This window comes from Paenibacillus sp. FSL L8-0502 (assembly GCF_038593055.1).
GTDB lineage: Bacteria > Bacillota > Bacilli > Paenibacillales > Paenibacillaceae > Paenibacillus > Paenibacillus polymyxa_D.
In genome coordinates, this window is sequence record NZ_CP151958.1 from 2,233,485 (window position 1) to 2,255,364 (window position 21,880).

A 21,880-nucleotide genomic window follows, 5' to 3' on the forward strand; every position below is an offset into this window, starting at 1 on the left:
GATTCTGATGCCCTGCACAGTTGTGCAGGGCATTTTTGCATCAATTAAAGCTGCTTTATCAGCGGAATCTAACTTTTGCGTAGCAGTTGTCCAAAGACTGCTTTCGTGAATTTCAAAGTGAGGGAAATATATTGCAGTTGGACGATGAAGATGAATATTCTGCGGAAGCAAATAAGCAACAAGAAATTTCTCTTTTTCCGGATCATGAGGAATTGATGATTACTAGGGTAGAGCAGGGACAGGGACGCAAACGTGGACGCTATATCATTCATTTTGGCCCGTATTCACTGTCTGTATTAGAAGATGTAATGATCAAGTACAATATGTTCAAAGGAACGTTATTCGTCAAAAAAGAACTGGAAGATATTGTTCTGGCAGATGAAAAGCAACAGGCCTATGTACTCGCGCTTCGATATTTGGGGCGAAAGCCTCGCACACGTCAGGAAATTGCCCAGCGTTTGGTGCAAAAAGAACTGGATCAGTCTGTTATTGACGAAGTAATGGTCCGACTGGAAAGGGAGCAACTCGTGGATGATGATTTGTACGCCCGCCAATGGGCAAGGCAGCGTATAACTAGCCAACGTAAGGGGAAGATGTGGGTTAGGCAAGAACTCCGTCAGAAAGGCATCTCTAAAGCCTCTATTGGGGAAGCGTTAGGTGAAATCACCGATAATGAGGAGTGGGAGAGTGCTTTGACGATCGGACGTAAGAAATGGAATCAGGTACGTGGTGATATAATGGAGAAAAAAAGGAAAACCTACCCTTTTCTCATGAGACGCGGATATTCGGGGGATATGACACGCCGAGTGGTCAATCATCTCACTGCGGCCGAGCATGACGCTGCTTCAGATGACGAGGAATTGTTGCAGTGGGAGGAATAATTGCCAAACGGCTGCTGAACCTTGGGCTAGTATGAACGGATAGGATGAGCTAGTTATTACATGGAAAGCTGCATGGTACTCTACTAATGTTTGCATTCCCTTGACAATGCCATTTGTCAAATAATAAAATATATATGAAACGATACTTGTGGAACGCCCTTTTTCCTTCCAAAAAAGCGGAATCCACCGGTGAGTTCTCATCGCCAAATAACAAGTGATGCCGCTATGCCAGGCGGAATTGTACATGTGAAAGCATGTGCATATGAAATGAAACGACCTTGTGTCGTTATCTTAGTTTGACGATCAAAGTAAATGTGACAATTGCAAAAAGTCCCAAGGAATGCCTTGGAGGAACCAACGGGGAGGTGAACAGTATGATGACTGCGATCTGGTTCGTTCTCGTTGCTGTAGCCGCGTTATTCTTTGGGTTCGGGATTGGTTATTTTATTCGCAAATCTATTGCAGAAGCTAAGATCTCCAGTGCGGAAGAAGCTGCCGCGCAAATCGTGGAGAACGCGAAAAAAGAGGCAGAAGCGCTGAAGAAGGAAACGGTATTGGAAGCGAAAGATGAAATTCACCGCATCCGTGCCGAAGCTGAAAAAGAAACTCGTGAACGTCGCAATGAAATTCAACGACAGGAACGAAGATTGCTGCAAAAAGAAGAATCGCTGGATAAAAAATTGGAATCGCTGGAACGCAAAGAAGAACAGGTGGCCAACAAAGAGAAACGAATCGATGAAACCCAGCAGCAAATTGATTTGATTTACAAGAGTCAGGTAACTGAGTTGGAGCGTATTTCCAATCTGACGATGGAGGATGCAAGAAGTATTATTCTGACCAACGTAGAGCAGGAAGTTCGTCATGAAACAGCTCAGATGATTAAAGAAATTGAACAGCAGGCCAAAGAAGAAGCGGACAAAAAGTCTCGTGAAATCATCACACTGGCCATCCAACGCTGTGCGGCAGATCATGTAGCAGAAACGACGGTTTCTGTCGTCACATTGCCGAACGAAGAAATGAAAGGCCGGATTATCGGGCGCGAAGGCCGTAATATCCGTGCACTTGAAACCCTTACAGGAATTGACCTCATTATTGATGATACGCCGGAAGCTGTTATTTTGTCCGGATTTGATCCGATTCGTAGAGAGATTGCGCGTACTGCGCTTGAAAAGCTCGTAGCGGACGGACGGATACATCCGGCTCGTATTGAAGAGATGGTGGAAAAATCCCGTAAAGAGGTGGACGAACGAATCCGTGAATATGGTGAGCAGGCCACCTTTGAGGTGGGCGTGCATAGCTTGCATCCGGATTTGATCAAGATCTTGGGACGTCTTAAGTTCCGTACGAGTTACGGACAGAACGTATTAAAGCACTCGATGGAAGTTGCATACTTGACAGGTCTAATGGCCGGGGAACTGGGCGAAGACGTTGTACTGGCAAGACGGGCAGGATTGCTGCATGACATCGGGAAGGCGCTGGATCACGAAGTGGAAGGATCGCACGTTGAAATTGGCGTGGAACTGGCGAAAAAGTACAAGGAACACCCGGTCGTCATAAACAGCATTGCTTCACATCACGGCGACTGCGAAGCGACTTCAGTGATCGCCATGCTGGTTGGGGCGGCAGATGCTCTATCAGCAGCAAGACCGGGAGCGCGGCGTGAAACGCTAGAGACGTACATCCGTCGTCTTGAGAAGCTGGAACGCATCTCCGAATCTTTTGAAGGCGTTGAAAAATCATACGCGATTCAAGCCGGACGCGAAGTTCGTGTCATGGTACAGCCAGAGAAAATTGATGATGCGGAAGCATTCCGACTGGCCCGCGATATTACGAAAACGATTGAGAATGAACTGGACTATCCGGGACATATCAAAGTTACTGTTATTCGCGAGACCCGTGCGGTAGAATACGCAAAATAAAAGCATTTCAATGAAAAGTGGCCGCTGTTTGTAGGGCCACTTTTCATTTATGTAAGGCAGACTAGGGAGGGCTTTCTATCAACGTATTATTTATTGGAGACATCGTCGGCAGTGTAGGCAGAAAGGCACTGAGGGAAAATCTTCCTTCGCTCAAATCAAAATACAATCCGCATGTTATTATCGTGAACGGAGAAAATGCAGCTTCGGGAAGAGGCATAACTCCTGCTATCGCCAGAGAGTTTTTTGATTGGGGCGTCCATGGGATTACGATGGGAAATCATACTTGGGACAATAAGGAAATATTTGATTTTATAGATGATGAGCCACGGATCATTCGCCCGGCTAACTTTCCACCAGGAACACCGGGCCGGGGTTATACCGTTGTAAAGGGTGGAGGTAAGGAGCTGGCTATTGTTAATCTGCAAGGTAGAACCTTTTTGCCAGCTATTGACGATCCATTCCGTGCAGCAGATGAAATTGTCGATGAGTTGCGCAAAAAACATAAACATATCCTAGTTGATTTTCACGCCGAAGCAACCTCGGAAAAAATCGCTATGGGTTGGCATTTGGATGGACGTGCTTCAATCGTGGTAGGTACGCACACACATGTACAGAGCAATGACGATACAATTTTGCCACAAGGAACTGCGTATCAGACAGATGCGGGAATGGTAGGTCCTTATGAGGGAGTGCTTGGAATGCAGAAAGAGGCTGTGTTACAGAAATTCCAGACCCAGCTTCCGGTGCGTTTTCAAGTGGACATGGGCAAATGGCATTTCCATGCCATCAGCGTAGAGCTGAATGATAACGATGGAAAAGCCCGCAAAATTCAGAAAATCAGACTCAAAGAAGATGAATGGCGGATGGATTAACTTTTTTGTAAGCTGCTTAAGGAAAGAATAAGGAAAACTGTCACCAAAAAGCAGGAATTTTTTGCTGACCCTCGAATAACATCTAATAGTGGAATCAAACCATCATCATTCCCAGGGGAGGTACTTACTATGGATGTATTAAAAGTATCAGCAAAATCCAATCCTAATTCAGTTGCAGGCGCACTCGCAGGAGTACTGCGTGAACGCGGAAATGCAGAATTACAGGCGATTGGAGCGGGTGCACTAAACCAAGCCATTAAAGCGGTAGCCATTGCCCGGGGATTTGTCGCACCAAGCGGAGTGGATTTGATTTGTATTCCTGCTTTTACAGACATTGTTATTGATGGAGAAGATCGGACTGCGATCAAATTGATTGTAGAGCCAAGATAATAAATGTAAGTTGCCTGAGCCTGTTTACGATTTGTAAACGGGCTTTTTTGCATTGTGAGTCTGTTACTATGATTTTTAAAATAAATTTGTGGTGCTTCAATCTATAAATGGAGGTAAGATGCATGAATGATAAGCTAAAAGTGAATTGGCCAGTTGTTGACTTTCATTGTGATGTGTTATGTAAAATGCAGCTCGATGCGCAGATCGATTTCAGTCATCCATCGCTTGATGTCACAAAAGAACGTTTGCTAGAAGGTAACGTGCAGTTGCAAACGTTTGCTATATATATTTCACAGGTATTAGGCACACCAAGATTTGAGCATGTGGTACGTCAAATTGAGCTGTTCAGGCAGCATGTTACCTCTATCTCCGGTGGGTTGAGACCATTGCTGTGGAAGGAAGACTTGGCAATGTGGAAAAATGCGTCCGCAGTGCATCAGGAAGAGCAAGTAAAGCAGGCAGGAGAAGAGAAGCGCACGGAAAAGATAACGTATTTGGATGGTAATGGGACGGATCATATATGGGCACCTTGGGCTTTGCTCTCACTGGAGGGGGTAGATGCGCTGGAAGGGAACCCTTTTTATGCAGAATTATGCTATGCCATGGGAATACGATTGATTGGGCTGACATGGAATTATGCGAACTGGGCAGCTGACGGCATTATGGAACATAGAGGTGGCGGGCTGACTAGCAAGGGGCGCGATTTGGTCAATCGCTGTAATGACCTGGGACTGCTGTTAGATGTGTCGCATCTGTCCGTACAGGGCTTCTGGGAGGTGCTGGAGGAAGCTACTCTACCGCCCATCGCCTCGCATTCGAATGTCTTTGCGAGATGTGCTCATCCTCGTAATCTGCGGGATGAACAGATTCGTGCACTGATCGCCCGTAACGGACGGATTGGTTTGACCTTCGTCACCATGTTTCTCAAAGAGCAGGATACAGTAACTGCTGAGGATCTGCTACCGCATATTGAGCATATTTGTTCATTAGGGGGCGAAAGGCATTTGATGTTTGGCTCTGATTTTGACGGTATCGAGCACCATGTGCAAGGCTTGGAACACTCGGGGAAATATCCGGCTTTTGCAGAACTGCTGCTGAAGCATTACCCTGAGGAGCTAGTCAAAGGATGGCTGGGAGGTCATGCCCTGGAATACCTGCAAACGAATCTGCCTTCTAAAATGTCTTCTTAAATAGCTATTTAAGGGGATGTTTTGGCTGCGAACACTCTTGACAAAGCGAGAACGATTACGAAATAATGAGAAGTATCTTAGATTTTAAATAATATTTGCAGAAATACGGCAGACAATGGAGCGAGACTGATGGTGCACCATGCTGCACCGCTATACCAGAGGGGGCTCCATTACACAATGTTAATAAAAAAGGTTACCTGGCTTGAACTCTTTTATGACTTACTATTCGTAGCTGCTGTCTCTAAGGCCACTCATGTTTTACTACATGTTGAGCATGGTAGTATCTCGTGGGAACATATGGAGAAGTTCATTATGATTTTTATCCCGATATGGTGGGCTTGGGTGGGGCAAACTGTCTACAACAACCGTTTTGGTCAAGACAGTATAACGCATCGAATCTTTATGATCCTGCAATTGTTTTTCGTGTTAATCATGACTGCCAGTTTGAATATAGATTTTGATGCGTATTATGTATCTTTTTTTGTTGGCTATATTGGGTTAAGAGGTTTAACTGTCGTTCAATATTTACTTTCGGCGCCCAAAGAAACGGCTCATAAACAGGAAACAGCTCGTTTTTTCGGAACCTATTTTTGGATTGGAATAGTCATCTCTAGTTTCTCCCTTTTCTTTGACTCTTGGGTTCGATATTTGATTTTATATACCGGTATAGCTGTTGATATCCTCGTTCCTTTGATTGGTCGTAAAAAGTTGGTGATCACACCAATCCATACGGAGCATCTTTTAGAACGATTTGCACAGTTCACCTTAATTCTGCTTGGCGAATCTGTGATAAGTATGCTTTCTGTTTTACAATCCGATCATTTTACGGTTTCTTCCGTTGTATTTGCCGCTTTGGCTTTTATATTAGTCATCGCAATCTGGTGGCAATATTTTGAGAATATGGAGAAGCGCGTAGATAAATCAAAACAATCAGCAGGACAGACTATTATTTATGGTCATTTGTTTATTTATCTTTCCCTTAGCATGCTAGCTGCTTCGATTCAGCTCTTGTTTTTGGGACAAGTAGACTATATCTTTGTGCTTTGCTTTACCTTTGCTTCTGTTTTTATTTACTTTTTGTCGGTTTTACTGGTATTTCATCAGTACAGATTAAGTCATCTTAAACCCCGTCTCAGAGTCATTTTTTTCTTAACTGGAATACTCTGTGTCCTGTTTATCCTTAATATATTTATTGTCGTCCCCCCTCATCTCATTGTAGCTGAAATCATGCTTTTCTTTCTCCTGTTCGCTAAAACGACGATTTGATCTGATTTATAGGGATGATATTTAACGATGATTGGGGCGAAAAAGGGAACTTTATACGCTCTTCTTTTCTTTCTTGGCAAAATAGGAGTATAATAGCATGGATGTGTAAAGTATTGTATAGAGAAAAAGGAGTGACCACACGATGAGTAAAATCGTACCTGTCGGCGTTTCCGCCCGTCATATTCACCTGACTCAAGAGCATATTGAAATTTTGTTCGGAGCAGGCTATCAATTAACCGAATTTAAACCTTTGTCCCAACCAGGACAATTTGCCGCAAATGAAACGGTAGCTGTAATTGGTTCTAAGGGCCAATTTGATAAGGTTCGCATTTTGGGACCTGCTCGTCCCGCTTCCCAGTTGGAAATTTCTCGCACTGATTCCTTTGCTATTGGTGTAAAAGCACCTGTACGCGAATCGGGTAGCATTGATGGTACACCAGGAATCACAGTAAAAGGACCAGCTGGTGAAGTGGAACTGCAAGAAGGCGTGATTGTAGCAGCCCGCCATATTCATTTCCATACATCTGATGCAGCTAAATGGGACATTAAGGACAAGCAGTTGCTGAAAGTACGTGTTGGCGGCGAACGTGGTCTTGTATTTGAAAATGTTCTTGCACGTGTGTCCGATTCTTTTGCTTTGGATATGCACATTGATACAGATGAAGCGAACGGTGCCGGTGTGAAAAACGGTGACAACGCTGAAATCGTAGACTAATATACACGATTTAAATGCCGGAAGGCTTAAAGAGTCCGATTCTTGCAAAAGAATCGGGCTTTTTACATACTATATAATTCACAAATACTTCACTTATGTACAAAAAGAACATGAGTTCACTTTGCACTCAATGGTATCTGCGGTTGATCTATGGCGATGGCCTATAAATCATGCTATAATTTAGTGTAATGCCTTTTTTAAAGGTTTTTTAGAACTTAAAATAAATTTACCCATGCCTAAAGATACAGTAAAATCACAAATTAGCTCGTGAAATAGATGGTGTAAGGAGTGACTAAGGAATGGAGAAGAAAACAAAAGATTACTCCAAATATTTTGATTTCTCGGATGCGAAGATTATTTCTGAAGATGAGCATAGCAAAAAGATCCGTATTCGCGGACGTGAAATCAACATTATGGCGGAGCCGAACCATAGAAAAGAAAAGCAACGCGGTAAAGAGGATGTACAGGTATTATATGATAACGCAGTCCCGGATGAGCTAAAGCATATCGGTGAGGGAAAGCATTACATCGTATACACATTTGGTTGCCAAATGAACGAGCATGATTCCGAAACCATAAAAGGTTTGCTGGAGCAAATGGGCTACCAATCAACCGAGGATCGGAAGGAAGCAGACATCATTTTACTAAACACTTGTGCTATCCGTGAAAATGCGGAGGATAAAGTGTTTGGCGAGCTGGGTCACCTCAAGCATCTCAAAACAGAAAAGCCAGGACTGCTGCTCGGCGTGTGTGGCTGCATGTCACAGGAAGAGAACGTCGTTAACCGGATTATGCAAAAACACGGTTTTGTCGATATGATTTTTGGTACCCATAATATTCATCGTCTGCCTCAGCTCGTCAAGGAAGCACTCTTTAGCAAAGAAATGGTGGTCGAAGTGTGGTCTAAGGAAGGCGACATTATCGAAAACTTGCCGAAGAAGCGCGAGGGTATGCGGGCTTGGGTGAACATTATGTACGGCTGTGATAAATTTTGCACCTATTGCATTGTTCCCTTTACACGTGGTAAGGAAAGAAGCCGTCGTCCAGAGGATGTTATCGCTGAAGTACGGGATTTGGCACGTCAAGGTTTTAAAGAAATCACCTTACTGGGGCAGAATGTTAACGCTTATGGTAAGGATTTGAAAGATTTGAATTACAGATTCGGGGATCTGATGGATGATATGCGCAAAATCAATATCCCGCGTGTACGTTTTACAACATCACATCCACGTGATTTTGATGACCATTTGGTAGAAGTGCTCGGTAAGGGTGGTAATTTGGTGGAGCATATCCATCTGCCTGTTCAATCCGGTAATACGGATATATTGAAGAAAATGAACCGAAAATATACCCGTGAGCGTGTTCTGGAACTGGCAGCGAAGATTAAAGCAGCTGTTCCGCATGTTTCTCTGACAACGGATATCATTGTAGGTTTCCCGGGCGAAACAGACGAGCAGTTTGAAGATACTCTATCTTTGGTGCGCGAGGTCGGCTATGACTTTGCCTACACATTCATTTATTCACCACGTGAAGGTACGCCAGCTGCTTCGATGGAAGATAATGTGCCTATGTCGGTCAAAAAAGAGCGTCTCCGGCGTCTGAACATTGCGGTGAACCAAAACAGCCTTCGCTTTAATAGTCGATTGCGTGGCGAAGTGGTTGAAGTGTTGGTGGAAGGCGAGAGCAAAAATGACAGCAAAGTGCTTGCCGGTCGGACCCGTTCCAATAAGCTTGTACATTTTGAGGGTTCTCAGGACCTGATTGGTTCCTTTGTTCAAGTGAAAATTACGGAACCTATGACCTTTTACATCAAAGGTGATCTGGTTGAAACGGCTGTAGCAGTTAACGGATAAAAGAATATTCTAGCGGGTTGCATGCGGTCTGAGTAAGGTTGTGTGCAGGGCCGTCTAAGTGAGAAAAGGAGCGATGGACAATGACAGAGGAGCGGTTGCAACAAACAGAACTTCAATCGGCGGCGCGCCAGCATGATCATTTGGTCAATCGCGAAATGATATTGGCAAAAGCCAAAGAATTAGCAGGTATTTTGGGTAGCAGTGAGGAAGTACAGGTATTCCGGAAAGCAGAAGAAAAGATTCAGGATCATGGGCGCATTCAGCAACTGATTGCAACGATGAAAAAGAAGCAAAAGGAAATTGTTGCATTTGAATCCTTAAAAAATCAAAAAATGATTGCCAAAATAGAGGCCGAGCTACAGGAGCTACAGGAAGAACTTGATGGTATTCCAATTGTAACGGAGTTTCAGCAGAGTCAGGTGGAAATTAATGAGCTACTGCAAATGGTGATCATGGCGATTCGTGATACCGTTGCTGAGAAGGTGAACGTTGAAGAGGGAAAAAGTACTTCCTCGTCGAATTGCAGTGATTAGAATGAAATTTATGGTGTGGAGGCGTAGCTTCCACGCCTTTTTTTCGAAAGCAATTTGCCATCGTATATATTTATAAGACATCAAGAGAAATGGGACAACATAGAAGGGATGGAAGCAAGGGAATGGATAAGTTCGGTAAGATGCTAGAGGGCGAAAATAATACTTTTTGGGAGTATTTAGGGTGTGAGCTGATTGCAGCTGATGCAAACGAGGTACAGATCGCTTTGGAAGCCAAACAAGAGCATACCAATGTGATGGGTATTGTCCATGGGGGTGTGCTTACTTCATTGATGGATCAGGCGATGGGGATGGTCAGTATGGCTTCACGAAATATGGATCCATGTGTAACGACGAACCTGAATGTTCATTTCTTGTCAGCCATGAGGCAAGGCCGACTGGAGGTTAGGGCGCGGATTCTTCATCAGGGAGGTCGGACTATAACCACTGAGGCGGAAGTAAGGGATAGTGAAGGCACACTTGGGTCTACATCTACAGCAACCTTCCGAGTATTACGTACACAAGCAAGTGATTCAGGTAAGGCCTGACGCTTGACAAAAATTTTTATTATGTCATAATGAATTTATCAAAACGATATAATATGGTGATGCCAATGGATAGCAATCGTATAAACGAAGAGGCGCAAAAGGCGTCGTATAACATTAAGAAATACCGCACTCCAGATGGAGCTCCGGCGGATATCGTTATGTTTACCTTAACGAAGCGGGAGCGCAAGACGGTAACAAAGACATTGCCGATTCGGGAGCTGAAAGTGATGCTCATCAAGCGCCGCAGTTGGCCGTTTGCAGGACGCTGGGCGTTGCCTGGAGGGTTTTGTCAGGAAGATGAATCCATGTATGGAGCTGCCAAGCGGGAACTGTTAGAGGAAACGGGTGTGGACGGCGGGCATCTGGAGTATTTGGGTGTATATAGTGGACCGGGACGTGATCCGCGCGGCTGGATCATATCGCATGCATTTTTTGCGCTGGTAGAAGAATGGATGTTGGAACAGCGTCAGGCGGCCGATGATGCTTCCGAGGTGGGGCTATTCACAATCCGCGAAGCGTTGGAGGAATTGGAGCTGGCATTCGATCACCGGGATATCATAGTAGATGCTTATCGCAAAATTCAGTTGCAGATGCTTCAGACGACGATCGCCAAACAGTTTTTACCGCTACATTTTACACTGGGTGAATTATATCAGGTGATACAGAGTGTCGTACCGGACTTCGAAGAGCCAAACTTTATTCGCAAAATAACATCGACTCGTAGCAGACAGGGAATTCTGGAAGAGGTGCGTGATGAGAACGGCAAACCGCTCAGTTCCAACCAGTATTCACAAAGACCGGCACAGTTGTACCGTTTTAGTGACAGAGTACCGCGTTTATCTATCTACACGTAACGTCTAATGTAATAGGTCACGCATAGAACGTACAATTTCACTTTGAGGATAAGGAGCTGACCGTACGATGCAAGCACTAATTGTGATTGATTACACGAAAGATTTTGTGGACGGTAGTTTGCCTGTAGGACAACCTGCGATTGAGTTGGATGAACGGATCGCAGCAATTACGCAGGCATATGTAGATCAAGGGGACTTTGTCGTCATGGCTGTGGATTTGCATGAGGAGAACGACCTTTATCACCCGGAGAGCAAGCTGTTTCCTCCACATAATATACGTGGAACCAACGGACGACATTTGTATGGCAAGCTCCATAGCCTCTATGAGCAACAAAGTGATCTTATCTACTGGTTGGATAAAACACGGTACAGTGCTTTTGCGGGCACAGATCTGGAACTCAGGCTGCGTGAACGTGGTATTGTGGAAGTTCATCTGATTGGTGTGTGTACGGATATATGTGTACTGCATACGGCTGTAGATGCTTATAACAAAGGTTTTGCTATTACTGTATACAAGGACGCTGTGGCGAGCTTTAATCAAGCTGGACATGATTGGGCTTTGGGTCATTTTGAGGGAAGTCTTGGAGCCGCGGTACGATCGGCTGAGGATACGGTTTTACGCCAGAAGAAGTAAAATAACTTAACGATTGTGTACCAATGTCCGATAACAAAATGGAGCCGGATATTGCTGAATCTGGGCAGATGAGGCGGTAGCGCCACAAACCTGGAGACAGTCAGAGAGGATGATTACAATGCAGTCAACGAGCCTCGCATTACATACAGATAAATATCAGATTAATATGATGTACGCCCACTGGGTGAACGGAAGTCACCAGCGTAAAGCTGTGTTCGAGGCGTATTTTCGTAAACTCCCTTTTGGTAATGGATATGCCGTGTTCGCGGGTCTGGAACGCATTGTGAATTATATTGCAAATTTGCGGTTTACAGAAGAGGACATTCGCTACCTGTCTGAACAGGAGGAGAAGTACGATCCCATGTTCATGGAGGCGCTTCGCCAGTTTAAGTTTGGTGGAACGGTCCATTCGATGAAAGAAGGGGCCCTTGTTTTTCCCAACGAGCCTCTGGTCCGTGTTGAAGGAACGATTATGGAAACGCAGCTTGTCGAAACGGCATTGCTGAATTTTATGAACTATCAGACACTTATTGCGACAAAGGCATCGCGCATCAAGCAGGTGGCAAGTGATGATACACTGCTCGAATTTGGAACACGGCGTGCGCAGGAAGCAGATGCAGCGATTTGGGGAGCACGAGCAGCTTATGTGGCTGGTTTTGACGCGACTTCTAATATGCTGGCAGGCGAACATTTTGGAATCCCGACGAAGGGGACACATGCACATTCATGGGTGCAGACCTTTATGACGGAGCAGGAGGCGTTTGACGTGTATGCGAAGGTATTGCCAGATCAGGTTACACTGCTGGTAGACACCTTTGACACGCTGGAAAGCGGGGTTCCTCATGCGATTCGGACAGCAAAAATGCTGGAGAGTCAGGGCAAGCGTATGAATGCAATCCGTCTGGATAGCGGTGACTTGGCTTATCTATCCATTCAGGCACGAGAAATGCTCGATGCTGAAGGATTAGATTACGTACAAATTGTAGCTTCCAATGATTTGGATGAAAATACGATTTTTAACCTGAAAGCCCAAGGGGCACGTATTGATGTATGGGGTGTAGGAACACAGCTTATTACGGCTTCAGATCAACCATCGCTCGGCGGGGTATACAAGCTGGTTGAACGTGAAGTGGATGGCGAAATGTTGCCGACGATCAAGATCTCGGGGAATCCAGAAAAAGTATCCACACCAGGCAAAAAGGATGTATATCGCATTGTGGATAAGAAGAAAGGGAGAGCTGTAGCCGATTATATTTCTTTTCCGGATGAAGAGCGTCCGCGTAATGGTAAGCGCCTGAAGCTGTTTAACCCTTTGCATCCGTATATGAAGAAGTATGTAGAAAATTACGAAGCCGTGCCGATGCTTGAGCCTATTTTTATAAATGGACAGAAGGTATATGAGCTTCCCGAGCTGGATGAAATTCGTGCCTACCATACTTCACAGTTGAAACTGTTCTGGCCAGAATATTTGCGGAAGCTGAACCCTGAAATTTATCGTGTAAATCTGAGCGAGAAGGTATGGGAGCTAAAGCAAAAGCTGATCGACAGCTATATGCAGCCCGAAGTTGAAGAAAAAGAATAGTTGGAAGAGGCACCTCATGAATGCATGGGGTGCCTCTTTGTGTTGGAGCATGTAGGAAATAGGAGCTTATTTATAAATTTCTCTCATCACATGTCGTAGCTCAGGGACAATAATGCGTTCCATTGCCAAACGAACGGCTCCGCGTGAGCCAGGCATAGAAAATACAGCTGTCTGGCCCACAGTGCCAGCTACAGCCCGGCTTAAGATAGCTGCTGAACCAATGTCCTCAGCAAAGCTTAAATAACGGAAGATTTCCCCAAAGCCAGGTAGTTCCTTATCCAGTAGAGAAGAGACAGCTTCATATGTAGTATCACGTGGAGAAATACCGGTACCACCTGTCAAAAGAACAGCCTCGATGTCATCCTGTGCCGCTGCTTCGGATACTAACTGCTGAATACCTTCGTAGTCATCCTTGACGATGACATATCGAACAACTGTATATCCATTGGTTTCTAGTAGATCCATGAGCAGTCGTCCCCCAGTATCTGTTTCCACGGTGCGTGTGTCCGAGACAGTCACGACCATGCAATTCACTTGTTGGGGGGATTCCTGACGGTGTTCCTCTACAGAAGACATATTCATTAAAATGTTCACTCCTTGATCGGTGGTTAGACATACACTTTTTACAATAGAGCAATGACTGAGCGTATGCAAGTCAGAAACAGGGGCTAAAAATCTATGTGATTAATATCCTTGCATTTGCACACTGGAATATAGTACACTTCCTTACATAAGTCGGGATTATATTGTTTTGTTTTATTATTGAAAGCGCGCACATCAAATGATTAACCTCAAAGGACAGCGGGTAATAGTACAGCAGGGTCAACAACTGGGAGGTAATGTAATATGAATCATTCATACCAACAATGCGTGGATGCTTGCCTGGAATGTATGAACGCTTGCAATGTATGTTATGTAGCGAGTTTGAAGGAATATGATTTAGCTATGCTGCGTGAATGTATTCGAGTGAGTAGGGAATGTGCAGAAATATGCGGATTTGCTGCCCAAATGCTGCAGCGTGGAACGGATTTTGCCGAGCAAATCTGTGAGCTGTGCGCCAAGGCCTGTGAGGTATGTGCTGCTGAATGCAGCAAGCATTCCCATGATCATTGCAAACATTGTGCAGAAGCCTGCCGTCGTTGCGTTCAGGCCTGCCGCCAATTGGTGGCAGTGTAATTACATATATGGAACTAGTGCCTGAAGAGGAAATAAAAGGTTGCTTTCTACTGAATAGGTTTGTATAATGATTGGAATTAACGTCATGGAACGGGAGAGTAGCAGCGAAGCCATATCATTACAGCGAGCCGGAAGAGGTGGAAGCCGGTATGAGATCCGATGTGAAGCGCACCCGGGAGACGGTTGATCCAACGAGCAGAACTTCTAGTAGATCAGCCCGGCAGACACCGTTATTAGTCATTGGAGTGAAATCGCGATTTGTGTAGTTAGCTTTAGCTGCACAACCGATTTACGAAGAGTGGTACCGCGGGATATTGAAGTTCTCGTCTCTTGAATGATTTCAAGAGGCGGGGGCTTTTTTTGTTAGATTCTATAAAAAGAAGGAGAGAGATCATCATGTTAATGAGGATTGCTGCTCAAGCGATATTAGCCCATACGGGCTTGGAGGAGAAAGAAATTTTATCTTTATTTGAGGTGCCTCCGCAGCCTGAATGGGGAGATATGGCGTTTCCGTGTTTTGTGCTGGCTAAAAAGTTTCGAAAGTCTCCGCAGCACATTGCACTGGAATTGGCGGAACTAGTAGGCCATAAAGAAGGTTTAACCGCTTCAGCATCGGGTGCCTATGTAAACATAACCTTGGATCGATCGGTTCATATTCCGCTTATGCTTGCTGAATTGAGCAAGGCTGATTTCCTCAGGCCTAATATCGGGAACGGGCAGCGGGTAGTTATTGATATGTCCTCGCCTAATATTGCCAAACCGTTTGGTATCGGTCATCTTCGCTCTACGGTTATCGGTGCTACCTTGTATCGCATACTTGGTGAAACAGGCTATGTACCTATTAGTGTGAATCATCTTGGGGATTGGGGAACACAGTTTGGTAAGCAAATTGCGGCCTATAAAAGATGGGGAAATGAGGAGCAGTTACAACATGATCCGATTGGTGAATCGCTAAAGCTATATGTGCGTTTTCATCAGGAAGCCGAGCATGATCCGACTTTGGAGGATGAAGGGCGCGAGTGGTTCCGACGTTTGGAACATGGGGATGCTGAGGCTCAACAACTATGGGAGTTTTTTGTTGAAATCAGTCTGGGTGAATTTGATCGTATGTACCAGCGTCTAAACATTACATTTGACCATGTGCTGGGAGAAAGTTTTTACAATGATAAGATGCAGGCAGTTATTGATCAATTAAGAGCAAAAGGATTGTTGGAGGAAAGTGATGGGGCGCTCGTAGTTCGCCTGGAAGACGAGGAACTGCCTCCGTGTCTTATTCTGAAAAAGGATGGAACCACCATTTATCCGACACGTGATCTGGCAACAGCGATTTATCGTCATGAAGTGATGAAGGCTGATCGGTTGCTGTACGTCGTTGGTGGAGAACAGAAGTTGCATTTCCAGCAGGTGTTTGCGGTGCTGAAGCATGCAGGGGAGGCATGGGCGGAGCAATGTGAGCATGTGCCGTTTGGATTAATGCGGTTTGCGGGTAAGAAAATGTCCACAAGACGTGGCAAGGTTGTGAAGCTGGAGGAGGTGCTGGATGAAGCTGTAGCGCGTGCTCAAGGCATCATTACTCAGAAGAACCCTGGTTTACAGGAACAACAGGCAATAGCGGAGAACGTTGGAATTGGGGCGATTATTTTTGGTGATTTAAAAAACAACCGGCTGAATGAAGTGGACTTTTCGTTGGAGGAGGCGCTGACCTTTGAAGGCGAGACCGGGCCTTATGTGCAGTATACTCATGCGCGCATACGCAGCCTTCTGGAGAAAGCTCACGCTCGCGCCGATGTTGATGTTAACACTAACCCTAGCTACAATGACCTTGTCCAAGATAGCCATTCTCGTGATTTAAATGACGTATCGGATGAAATATTGGGTGACGCAGGTTGGGCGCTGCTTAAGCAATTGGGTCGCTATCACGGGCAACTGATACGTGCGGCTCGCCAACTAGAGCCTTCGGTAATTGCGAGATTTGCATTGGATACGGCCCAGGCGTTTAACCGGTTTTACGCCAAGGAAAGGATTGTCGATGGTGGACAATGGCGTATTCAGTTGGCGGAACAAACTGCGGATATTCTGGCATGCGCGCTGCAACTTCTTGGTCTGAAAGCACCGAATCGGATGTAAGCAAAGCGAACGAAGGGAGCGAGTTTTTGCTGGCGGGATGACTGCTACCCATACTTGGCTCTTCTAAAGGAATACTGTAAAAGATTAATCTGTTGCAGCCACTTTTGGGTATGCATAAATGTTGTGAGCAGAAAAGAGTTAGACGGGTACACTAATCGCAGGAATTCCACCGTTTTGCAACCAATTTGTGTATATTTGAAACATTTGATGATTCTATTGCGTCGGTAAGTGTAGAAGCAAAGTAAACATGGAGGTGTATCTCATGAAAAAGAACAAAAGTGTGACAGCTGCCCTGCTTGTCGTCTGCTCATTGGCAGTGGCTACGTCGGCTTCTGCTTTTCTGGATATAAAGGGAGCTGAACAGGAGAAGATCGTAAACTCACTTCAGGACAAAGGAATTATTCAAGGAATAACCAAGGATAAATTTGCACCGGATCAAACGCTCACGTATGCACAAGGAGTACACTTGGTTGTTCGTGCAATGGATCTTCAGGTGATGCCTGATTTCACAACGGGTTCCTTTGCAAACATTCCGGCTTCCGCATGGTATGCTCAGTCCTATCGGATTGCAGCCCAACACCAAATCCCTTTGTCACCAGATATTGATCCAAGCACTCGTATGACAAGAGAACAATTTGCTAATATTCTGTATAAAGCAGTGAGTGCAACGGGTGAATATCCAACTGTCCGTATGTACATTAATGTAGCGGATGGCAAAAAACTAGATCAGGAATCAAACGCAGCAATTCAATTCCTACTGTTGACCAAAATTGCAAAATTGGACGAACAGAGCAACTTTAACCCGGATCGTAAAGTAACCCGGATGGAGGCAGCAGAAATGGTCTATAACGCATCCGAATTTGTGCAAAATCATAAACCAGTTGAATCCACTCCTGAAAATCCGGTTGAGCCTGCAGATCCGGGTCAACAAAATAACATTAGTATGAGTATAGAGAAGGCGAATGACCAGCAGAACAAAGTGACAATTACTCGTTTGCAGGCACCTAATCCAGGTTACGGCATTGAAGTGGATCACATCGACTACGTAGATGATACAAATGCAGTAATTTACTACAAGTTGACTAGTCCAAAGCCAGGGGAAATGAATATTCAGGTCATTACGGATACCCACACAAGTACAATGGTAGACAGTAAGTATAAGGTTACGCTTAAAGCAGTAGATGGAACAGTGCTTCCGCCCACAGGAACGGGCACGTCTGTAGCTAAATAAAATTACAAGCCATACGTTATAGATATAAATAAAACCAGCGAGCCTCCAATTTGTGGGGGAGACTTGCTGGTTTTTTCATGCCAAATGTTCATCGTTAGCCCTAAGCAATAGGGCTATTCTAGCTTTAAATGCTGACTTTGCCAGTAAGTAAGTCATTTTGCGCAGGAGGCGTAGCAGAGATTGAATCGGATTCTGTTGCAACTGTTCCCGACTGGAGCTGATACATTTGGAAGTAACGCCCGCCTTGGGCCATAAGCTCGTCATGGCTACCCCGTTCAACAATTTCACCCCGATGCAGCACCAAAATTTGGTCCGCACTGCGAATGGTGGACAAACGGTGAGCAATGATAAAGGTCGTACGTCCCTTCTTAAGTACCTCAAGAGCGGATTGGATGAGCGCTTCTGTTTCGGTGTCAATATTGGCAGTAGCTTCATCCAGAATTAAAATTGCGGGATCAAAGGCTAGTGCACGAGCGAAGGAAATAAGCTGGCGTTGTCCGGCTGATAAGGTGCTACCTTTCTCAATAACGGGCTCATCGAATCCTTGCGGCAAATGGGCCAGCAATTTGTCAGCTCCAACATCATGCAGCGCTTTATTCACCTGTTCTCTCGTGATTCGGCTGTCTCCGAGACTCACATTGGAGGCTACCGTACCTGTGAACAAATATGGATCTTGAAGAACAATACCCATATGATGGCGAAGCCATTGCTTAGGGATGTCTTTGACAGACGTTCCGTCAATGGTGATCGTTCCTTTTTGCGGATCATAGAACCGGAATAGCAGGTTGATAATCGAACTTTTGCCTGATCCGGTATGTCCGACAAGGGCAACTGTTTGGCCGGGCTGTGCTGTAAAGGAGATATGCTTAAGTACATCATCCTTTTTGTAGGCAAAGGAAACGTCGTTAAACTCCACCTGACCTTTGTAGCGCGGCATCGTGCCATCCGTCACTGGCTCTCCAGTTTCGTCCATCAACTCAAATACGCGTCCTGAGGATACGATGGAAGTATCCAGTACGGCGAGTTGGTTGACCATACCCGTCATAGGTTGGAACAGTCGTCCCAGCACATCGACGAAGGCATACAATACGCCTAGTGAAACAGCACTACCTGTCGTTCCGAGCGCCTCAGATCCGAAATACCACAACACGACGGCAAAGGCGAGATTTCTCAACACGTTGACTAAATTGTGCGAAGTGAAGGCGTTCAAATTCAACATTTTATTCTGATGCTTCATGTAGTCATCATTCAATTCTTCAAACTCTTGCTGCGTTTGTTTCTGGTGCCGGAATACGCGAATAATGGACATCCCTTGAATCGATTCATTGATAATCGCATTAATCTCACTGAGTCTGGACCGAATGATCGTATTATAGCGGGTGGCGACCTTGCGGTACAATACAATCCACAAGATCAGTAACGGTACAATAAACAGTGAGATAAGACCCAGTCTGAAGTCCAGCAGAAAGAGTGCAACATATACCCCTGCCATCGTTACAATCCCTGAAGTGAAATTTGACAGCACAGCCACAAACAAATCTTTGACTGCCTCAGTGTCATTCGTAACACGGGATACGACCTTGCCTGCAGGCAAGTTATCAAAAAAGTAAACTGGCAACCGCTGGATGTGCGCGTAGAGATCAAGCCGAAGCTTTTGAATGACCTTGTTCGCCGAGGATTGCAGCCAGTATGTTTTGCCGAATTCAGCAAAAATGGAAATAACCAGGAAGAAGCAATACCAACCAATCAGTTGAAAGATACCGGGCATTTCCGGTTTGTAAAAGCTATACAGTTCATCAGCTGTCAGAGCCTTGGCTTCATAGCGAAAGGTGTCGGAGCCACGTGTCACAGTCAGCGTTCCGTTCGTAAAGGAGCGATTACCGTCAGCCACTTGAACCGAGCCATCCACAAATACGAAAGATTTTCCAACTTGTAAAATTCTCGCTTCGCGACCTTTAGTCTCCCCGGACTCAAAGCGATCTTCACGCTTAAAGTGGGTTCCCGCATAGCTTACAGTGCCGTCGTCCACACGAGTTGTTTCATAAAATGGTTTTTCAATAGCGAGCATATGGTCGTCGATCATCGTTTTGGCGATGAAGGGACCAGCCAGCTCGGCGGCTACTCCGATAGCCAAAGCGATGAGAGCGGCGATAAAGCCTGCTTTGCTCGTCAGTGCGTACTGGAATAGCCTTTTGCCGATATTGGGTTTCATTAGGATACCTCCCCTGAGGTCAGATCAGATTCCACTTGTTGCCGTTCATACTGTTGTCGGTACCATCCGTCAGTCTGAAGCAGCTCGTTGTGGGTTCCTTCCTCAATAATGCGTCCTTGCTCCAACACGACGATCCGGTCTGCATGTTCTACAGCGGAGAGGCGGTGGGTGGAGATCAGAGTCGTTTTACCTGAGCGCTTGCGTCGGATATTGTCAATAATTCTAGCTTCCGTCCGGGCATCTACTGCAGACAGTGCATCGTCGAGCAATAGAATATCCGGGTCACCGATAAAGGCGCGTGCCAGCGAAACGCGCTGCTTCTGGCCGCCAGACAGGGCGATACCTTTTTCTCCGACCAGTGTATCCAGCCCGTCAGACAGGGTACCTAAATCCTGATCGAAGGCAGCAGTACGGATTGCTTCCATAATGTCGTCATCATCTGCATGAGGTTTCCCGAATTGAATGTTCTCGCGCACTGATTTGGAAAACAAAATTTGCTCTTGCGGCACGTAGCCGATCCAGCTGTGTAGTTGTTCTACTGCAATGTCCTCCAAACGTATGCCGGAGATTAAAATATCACCGCTACCCGTCGGATATTCATGCAGTAACTGTTTGAGCAGAGTGGATTTTCCGCTGCCAGTTCTACCGACGACGCCTAGCGTTTCTCCGCGTTTGAGATCCAGACTCACATGTGACAGATTGTCAATAGTGGAGGTAGGGTAACGGAAGGTAACGTCTTTCATCCTGATGGATTCGAGGCGGTCCACTGGAACAGGTTGAGCGGCATCCTGAACGTCTGGCTGGACATCGAGAGTTTCATTGACCCGGTCCAGTGAAGCGCTACCGCGCTGCATAATGTTAATCAGCTCTCCAATGGCAAACATCGGCCAAATCATCATTCCTAGATACATATTAAAGGAGACCAATTCGCCTAGCGTGATATCGTTATGAAATACCAGATAAATACCATACCCGAGTCCAATGACGTAGCTAAGTCCTACACATAAACGGATTGTTGGTTCAAAGAGGGCATCCATCCGGGCGACAGCCAGATTTTTACGAAATACATCGTCAGTAATATCAGCGAAACGCCTTTCGTCCATTCGCTCTTGCACATAGGCGCGAATGACCCGGATACCAGCCACGGATTCCAACACCTGATCGTTCATATCACCAAATGCATCTTGTGCCAGTGTGTAACGCTCATGAACGGCTTTACCGTAAATGCTCATAGCCAGTGCAATAAAAGGTAGGGGCAGGATAGCTGCCAGTGTCAGCTTCCAACTGATTAGGGTGCCCATGGCAACTAATACCACGCTCAGATAGACCGTAGAGTCTGTCAGTGTCAGCATGCCGAAGCCCGCTGTACTTGCTACGGAGCGAAGGTCGTTCGTAGCACGAGCCATCAGATCGCCAGTGCGATTACGTTCAAAAAATGGAGGGGTCATCCGCAGCAGATGATTCATAAAGCGTGTGCGCAGTAAGCGCTCCACCAGATTGGCACCACCAAACAGCTTGTGCATCCATATGTACGTAATGTAGTAAATGACGGCTAGAATGCCTATGATGTACAAAATATAATGCCAAAGTGAGGACCAGGAAATCGAACCGCGCACAATTTCATCAATGGCACTACCTAGCAGCCGAGGTGGAGCAAGCTCCAGTACCCCAACAGCTATCAGCAAAAACAGTCCAATGGAGTATCGGCTTCGTTCTCTTTTAAAAAACCAGCTTAAATTTTTAAGTACTGAAAACAAGAGGAATCCCATCCTTTCATGACAAGTTCATTCGAGAGTTGTGTACCATTTTGAAGAAACAACAGGGCTTGCTGCCACAAGTATGATCCGACAACAGGCGCAAAAAAGGCATACCGTCCGCAGACGATATGCCTTAAATCTCA

Annotated in this window: 19 protein-coding genes and 1 other annotated feature; of the genes, 16 read left to right on the forward strand and 3 right to left on the reverse strand. The window is 45.5% G+C overall.

The annotated features are described in order from the left end of the window. Positions 1 to 131 precede the first annotated feature (131 nt). The 13 genes from NSQ57_RS10160 (at position 132) to NSQ57_RS10220 (ending at position 13,234) form a co-directional block, all read left to right on the forward strand. A complete protein-coding gene (locus tag NSQ57_RS10160; protein WP_342425966.1) occupies positions 132 to 881 on the forward strand; it encodes a RecX family transcriptional regulator in 750 nt (249 codons plus the stop codon). Positions 882 to 1,255: 374 nt separating this feature from the next. Further along, entirely contained in the window at positions 1,256 to 2,800 is a 1,545-nt protein-coding gene (gene rny / locus NSQ57_RS10165; protein WP_013309958.1) for a ribonuclease Y, read from the forward strand. 77 nt (positions 2,801 to 2,877) lie between these two features. Then, positions 2,878 to 3,672 carry a TIGR00282 family metallophosphoesterase gene (locus NSQ57_RS10170; RefSeq protein ID WP_013309959.1) on the forward strand — a complete coding sequence of 265 codons (795 nt, stop codon included), beginning with the start codon at positions 2,878 to 2,880 and terminating at the stop codon, positions 3,670 to 3,672. Between the two features lie 129 nt (positions 3,673 to 3,801). Further along, positions 3,802 to 4,062, forward strand: a complete 261-nt coding sequence (locus NSQ57_RS10175) for a stage V sporulation protein S (RefSeq protein ID WP_007430104.1) — start codon at positions 3,802 to 3,804, stop codon at positions 4,060 to 4,062. Between the two features lie 122 nt (positions 4,063 to 4,184). Next, positions 4,185 to 5,252: a membrane dipeptidase gene (locus tag NSQ57_RS10180; RefSeq protein ID WP_029517043.1), complete on the forward strand. Its 1,068-nt coding sequence runs from the start codon at positions 4,185 to 4,187 to the stop codon at positions 5,250 to 5,252. Between the two features lie 177 nt (positions 5,253 to 5,429). Continuing rightward, positions 5,430 to 6,518 carry a low temperature requirement protein A gene (locus NSQ57_RS10185; RefSeq protein ID WP_029517044.1) on the forward strand — a complete coding sequence of 363 codons (1,089 nt, stop codon included), beginning with the start codon at positions 5,430 to 5,432 and terminating at the stop codon, positions 6,516 to 6,518. 142 nt (positions 6,519 to 6,660) lie between these two features. Continuing rightward, the gene (locus NSQ57_RS10190) at positions 6,661 to 7,233 is read left to right on the forward strand and encodes a phosphate propanoyltransferase (protein WP_013309962.1); all 573 of its coding nucleotides are present in this window, start codon (positions 6,661 to 6,663) and stop codon (positions 7,231 to 7,233) included. A 299-nt stretch (positions 7,234 to 7,532) separates the two neighbouring features. Next, on the forward strand, positions 7,533 to 9,086 hold the full coding sequence (gene miaB / locus NSQ57_RS10195) for a tRNA (N6-isopentenyl adenosine(37)-C2)-methylthiotransferase MiaB (protein WP_029517045.1): 1,554 nt from the start codon (positions 7,533 to 7,535) through the stop codon (positions 9,084 to 9,086). Between the two features lie 80 nt (positions 9,087 to 9,166). Next, the gene (locus NSQ57_RS10200; protein ID WP_023988245.1) at positions 9,167 to 9,619 is read left to right on the forward strand and encodes a YlbF family regulator; all 453 of its coding nucleotides are present in this window, start codon (positions 9,167 to 9,169) and stop codon (positions 9,617 to 9,619) included. A gap of 122 nt (positions 9,620 to 9,741) precedes the next feature. Continuing rightward, on the forward strand, positions 9,742 to 10,164 hold the full coding sequence (locus NSQ57_RS10205; RefSeq protein ID WP_029517046.1) for a PaaI family thioesterase: 423 nt from the start codon (positions 9,742 to 9,744) through the stop codon (positions 10,162 to 10,164). 65 nt (positions 10,165 to 10,229) lie between these two features. Then, complete coding sequence (locus NSQ57_RS10210) at positions 10,230 to 11,018, forward strand: NUDIX hydrolase (RefSeq protein WP_023988247.1); 789 nt, start codon at positions 10,230 to 10,232, stop codon at positions 11,016 to 11,018. A gap of 67 nt (positions 11,019 to 11,085) precedes the next feature. After that, the gene (locus tag NSQ57_RS10215; RefSeq protein ID WP_029517047.1) at positions 11,086 to 11,652 is read left to right on the forward strand and encodes an isochorismatase family cysteine hydrolase; all 567 of its coding nucleotides are present in this window, start codon (positions 11,086 to 11,088) and stop codon (positions 11,650 to 11,652) included. Positions 11,653 to 11,770: 118 nt separating this feature from the next. Beyond that, complete coding sequence (locus NSQ57_RS10220) at positions 11,771 to 13,234, forward strand: nicotinate phosphoribosyltransferase (RefSeq protein ID WP_023988249.1); 1,464 nt, start codon at positions 11,771 to 11,773, stop codon at positions 13,232 to 13,234. Positions 13,235 to 13,300: 66 nt separating this feature from the next. On the opposite strand, the gene NSQ57_RS10225 is transcribed toward NSQ57_RS10220, so the two are convergent. Continuing rightward, a complete protein-coding gene (locus tag NSQ57_RS10225) occupies positions 13,301 to 13,816 on the reverse strand; it encodes a MogA/MoaB family molybdenum cofactor biosynthesis protein (RefSeq protein ID WP_029517048.1) in 516 nt (171 codons plus the stop codon). A gap of 264 nt (positions 13,817 to 14,080) precedes the next feature. On the opposite strand from NSQ57_RS10225, the gene NSQ57_RS10230 reads away from it, so the two are divergent. The 3 genes from NSQ57_RS10230 to NSQ57_RS10240 all read left to right on the forward strand — a co-directional run bounded on the left by NSQ57_RS10230 (position 14,081) and on the right by NSQ57_RS10240 (position 17,768). Further along, positions 14,081 to 14,410, forward strand: a complete 330-nt coding sequence (locus NSQ57_RS10230) for a four-helix bundle copper-binding protein (protein ID WP_023988251.1) — start codon at positions 14,081 to 14,083, stop codon at positions 14,408 to 14,410. Positions 14,411 to 14,487: 77 nt separating this feature from the next. Next, positions 14,488 to 14,744 (forward strand) — a binding site (T-box leader). 62 nt (positions 14,745 to 14,806) lie between these two features. Continuing rightward, on the forward strand, positions 14,807 to 16,537 hold the full coding sequence (gene argS, locus NSQ57_RS10235; protein WP_340931993.1) for an arginine--tRNA ligase: 1,731 nt from the start codon (positions 14,807 to 14,809) through the stop codon (positions 16,535 to 16,537). Between the two features lie 262 nt (positions 16,538 to 16,799). Continuing rightward, complete coding sequence (locus NSQ57_RS10240) at positions 16,800 to 17,768, forward strand: S-layer homology domain-containing protein (protein ID WP_318626638.1); 969 nt, start codon at positions 16,800 to 16,802, stop codon at positions 17,766 to 17,768. Positions 17,769 to 17,892: 124 nt separating this feature from the next. Here NSQ57_RS10240 and NSQ57_RS10245 read toward each other — a convergent pair whose 3' ends face one another. Further along, positions 17,893 to 19,980 (reverse strand): ABC transporter ATP-binding protein, encoded by a 2,088-nt coding sequence (locus NSQ57_RS10245; protein WP_342425967.1) that lies wholly within the window; start codon positions 19,978 to 19,980, stop codon positions 17,893 to 17,895. After that, positions 19,980 to 21,737: an ABC transporter transmembrane domain-containing protein gene (locus NSQ57_RS10250; protein WP_342425968.1), complete on the reverse strand. Its 1,758-nt coding sequence runs from the start codon at positions 21,735 to 21,737 to the stop codon at positions 19,980 to 19,982. The genes NSQ57_RS10245 and NSQ57_RS10250 overlap by 1 nt, the downstream gene beginning before the upstream one ends. Between the last annotated feature and the right edge of the window lie 143 nt (positions 21,738 to 21,880).

Excerpts from the sequence above, each read along its gene's own strand:
- miaB (WP_029517045.1), top strand. The coding sequence starts at position 7,533 with ATGGAGAAGAAAACAAAAGATTACTCCAAATATTTTGATTTCTCGGAT.
- NSQ57_RS10180 (WP_029517043.1), top strand. The coding sequence starts at position 4,185 with ATGAATGATAAGCTAAAAGTGAATTGGCCAGTTGTTGACTTTCATTGT.
- rny (WP_013309958.1), top strand. The coding sequence starts at position 1,256 with ATGATGACTGCGATCTGGTTCGTTCTCGTTGCTGTAGCCGCGTTATTC.
- NSQ57_RS10220 (WP_023988249.1), top strand. The coding sequence starts at position 11,771 with ATGCAGTCAACGAGCCTCGCATTACATACAGATAAATATCAGATTAAT.
- NSQ57_RS10185 (WP_029517044.1), top strand. The coding sequence starts at position 5,430 with ATGTTAATAAAAAAGGTTACCTGGCTTGAACTCTTTTATGACTTACTA.
- NSQ57_RS10200 (WP_023988245.1), top strand. The coding sequence starts at position 9,167 with ATGACAGAGGAGCGGTTGCAACAAACAGAACTTCAATCGGCGGCGCGC.
- NSQ57_RS10190 (WP_013309962.1), top strand. The coding sequence starts at position 6,661 with ATGAGTAAAATCGTACCTGTCGGCGTTTCCGCCCGTCATATTCACCTG.
- NSQ57_RS10210 (WP_023988247.1), top strand. The coding sequence starts at position 10,230 with ATGGATAGCAATCGTATAAACGAAGAGGCGCAAAAGGCGTCGTATAAC.
- argS (WP_340931993.1), top strand. The coding sequence starts at position 14,807 with ATGTTAATGAGGATTGCTGCTCAAGCGATATTAGCCCATACGGGCTTG.
- NSQ57_RS10215 (WP_029517047.1), top strand. The coding sequence starts at position 11,086 with ATGCAAGCACTAATTGTGATTGATTACACGAAAGATTTTGTGGACGGT.
- NSQ57_RS10205 (WP_029517046.1), top strand. The coding sequence starts at position 9,742 with ATGGATAAGTTCGGTAAGATGCTAGAGGGCGAAAATAATACTTTTTGG.
- NSQ57_RS10225 (WP_029517048.1), bottom strand. The coding sequence starts at position 13,816 with ATGAATATGTCTTCTGTAGAGGAACACCGTCAGGAATCCCCCCAACAA.
- NSQ57_RS10230 (WP_023988251.1), top strand. The coding sequence starts at position 14,081 with ATGAATCATTCATACCAACAATGCGTGGATGCTTGCCTGGAATGTATG.
- NSQ57_RS10240 (WP_318626638.1), top strand. The coding sequence starts at position 16,800 with ATGAAAAAGAACAAAAGTGTGACAGCTGCCCTGCTTGTCGTCTGCTCA.
- NSQ57_RS10245 (WP_342425967.1), bottom strand. The coding sequence starts at position 19,980 with ATGAAACCCAATATCGGCAAAAGGCTATTCCAGTACGCACTGACGAGC.
- NSQ57_RS10175 (WP_007430104.1), top strand. The coding sequence starts at position 3,802 with ATGGATGTATTAAAAGTATCAGCAAAATCCAATCCTAATTCAGTTGCA.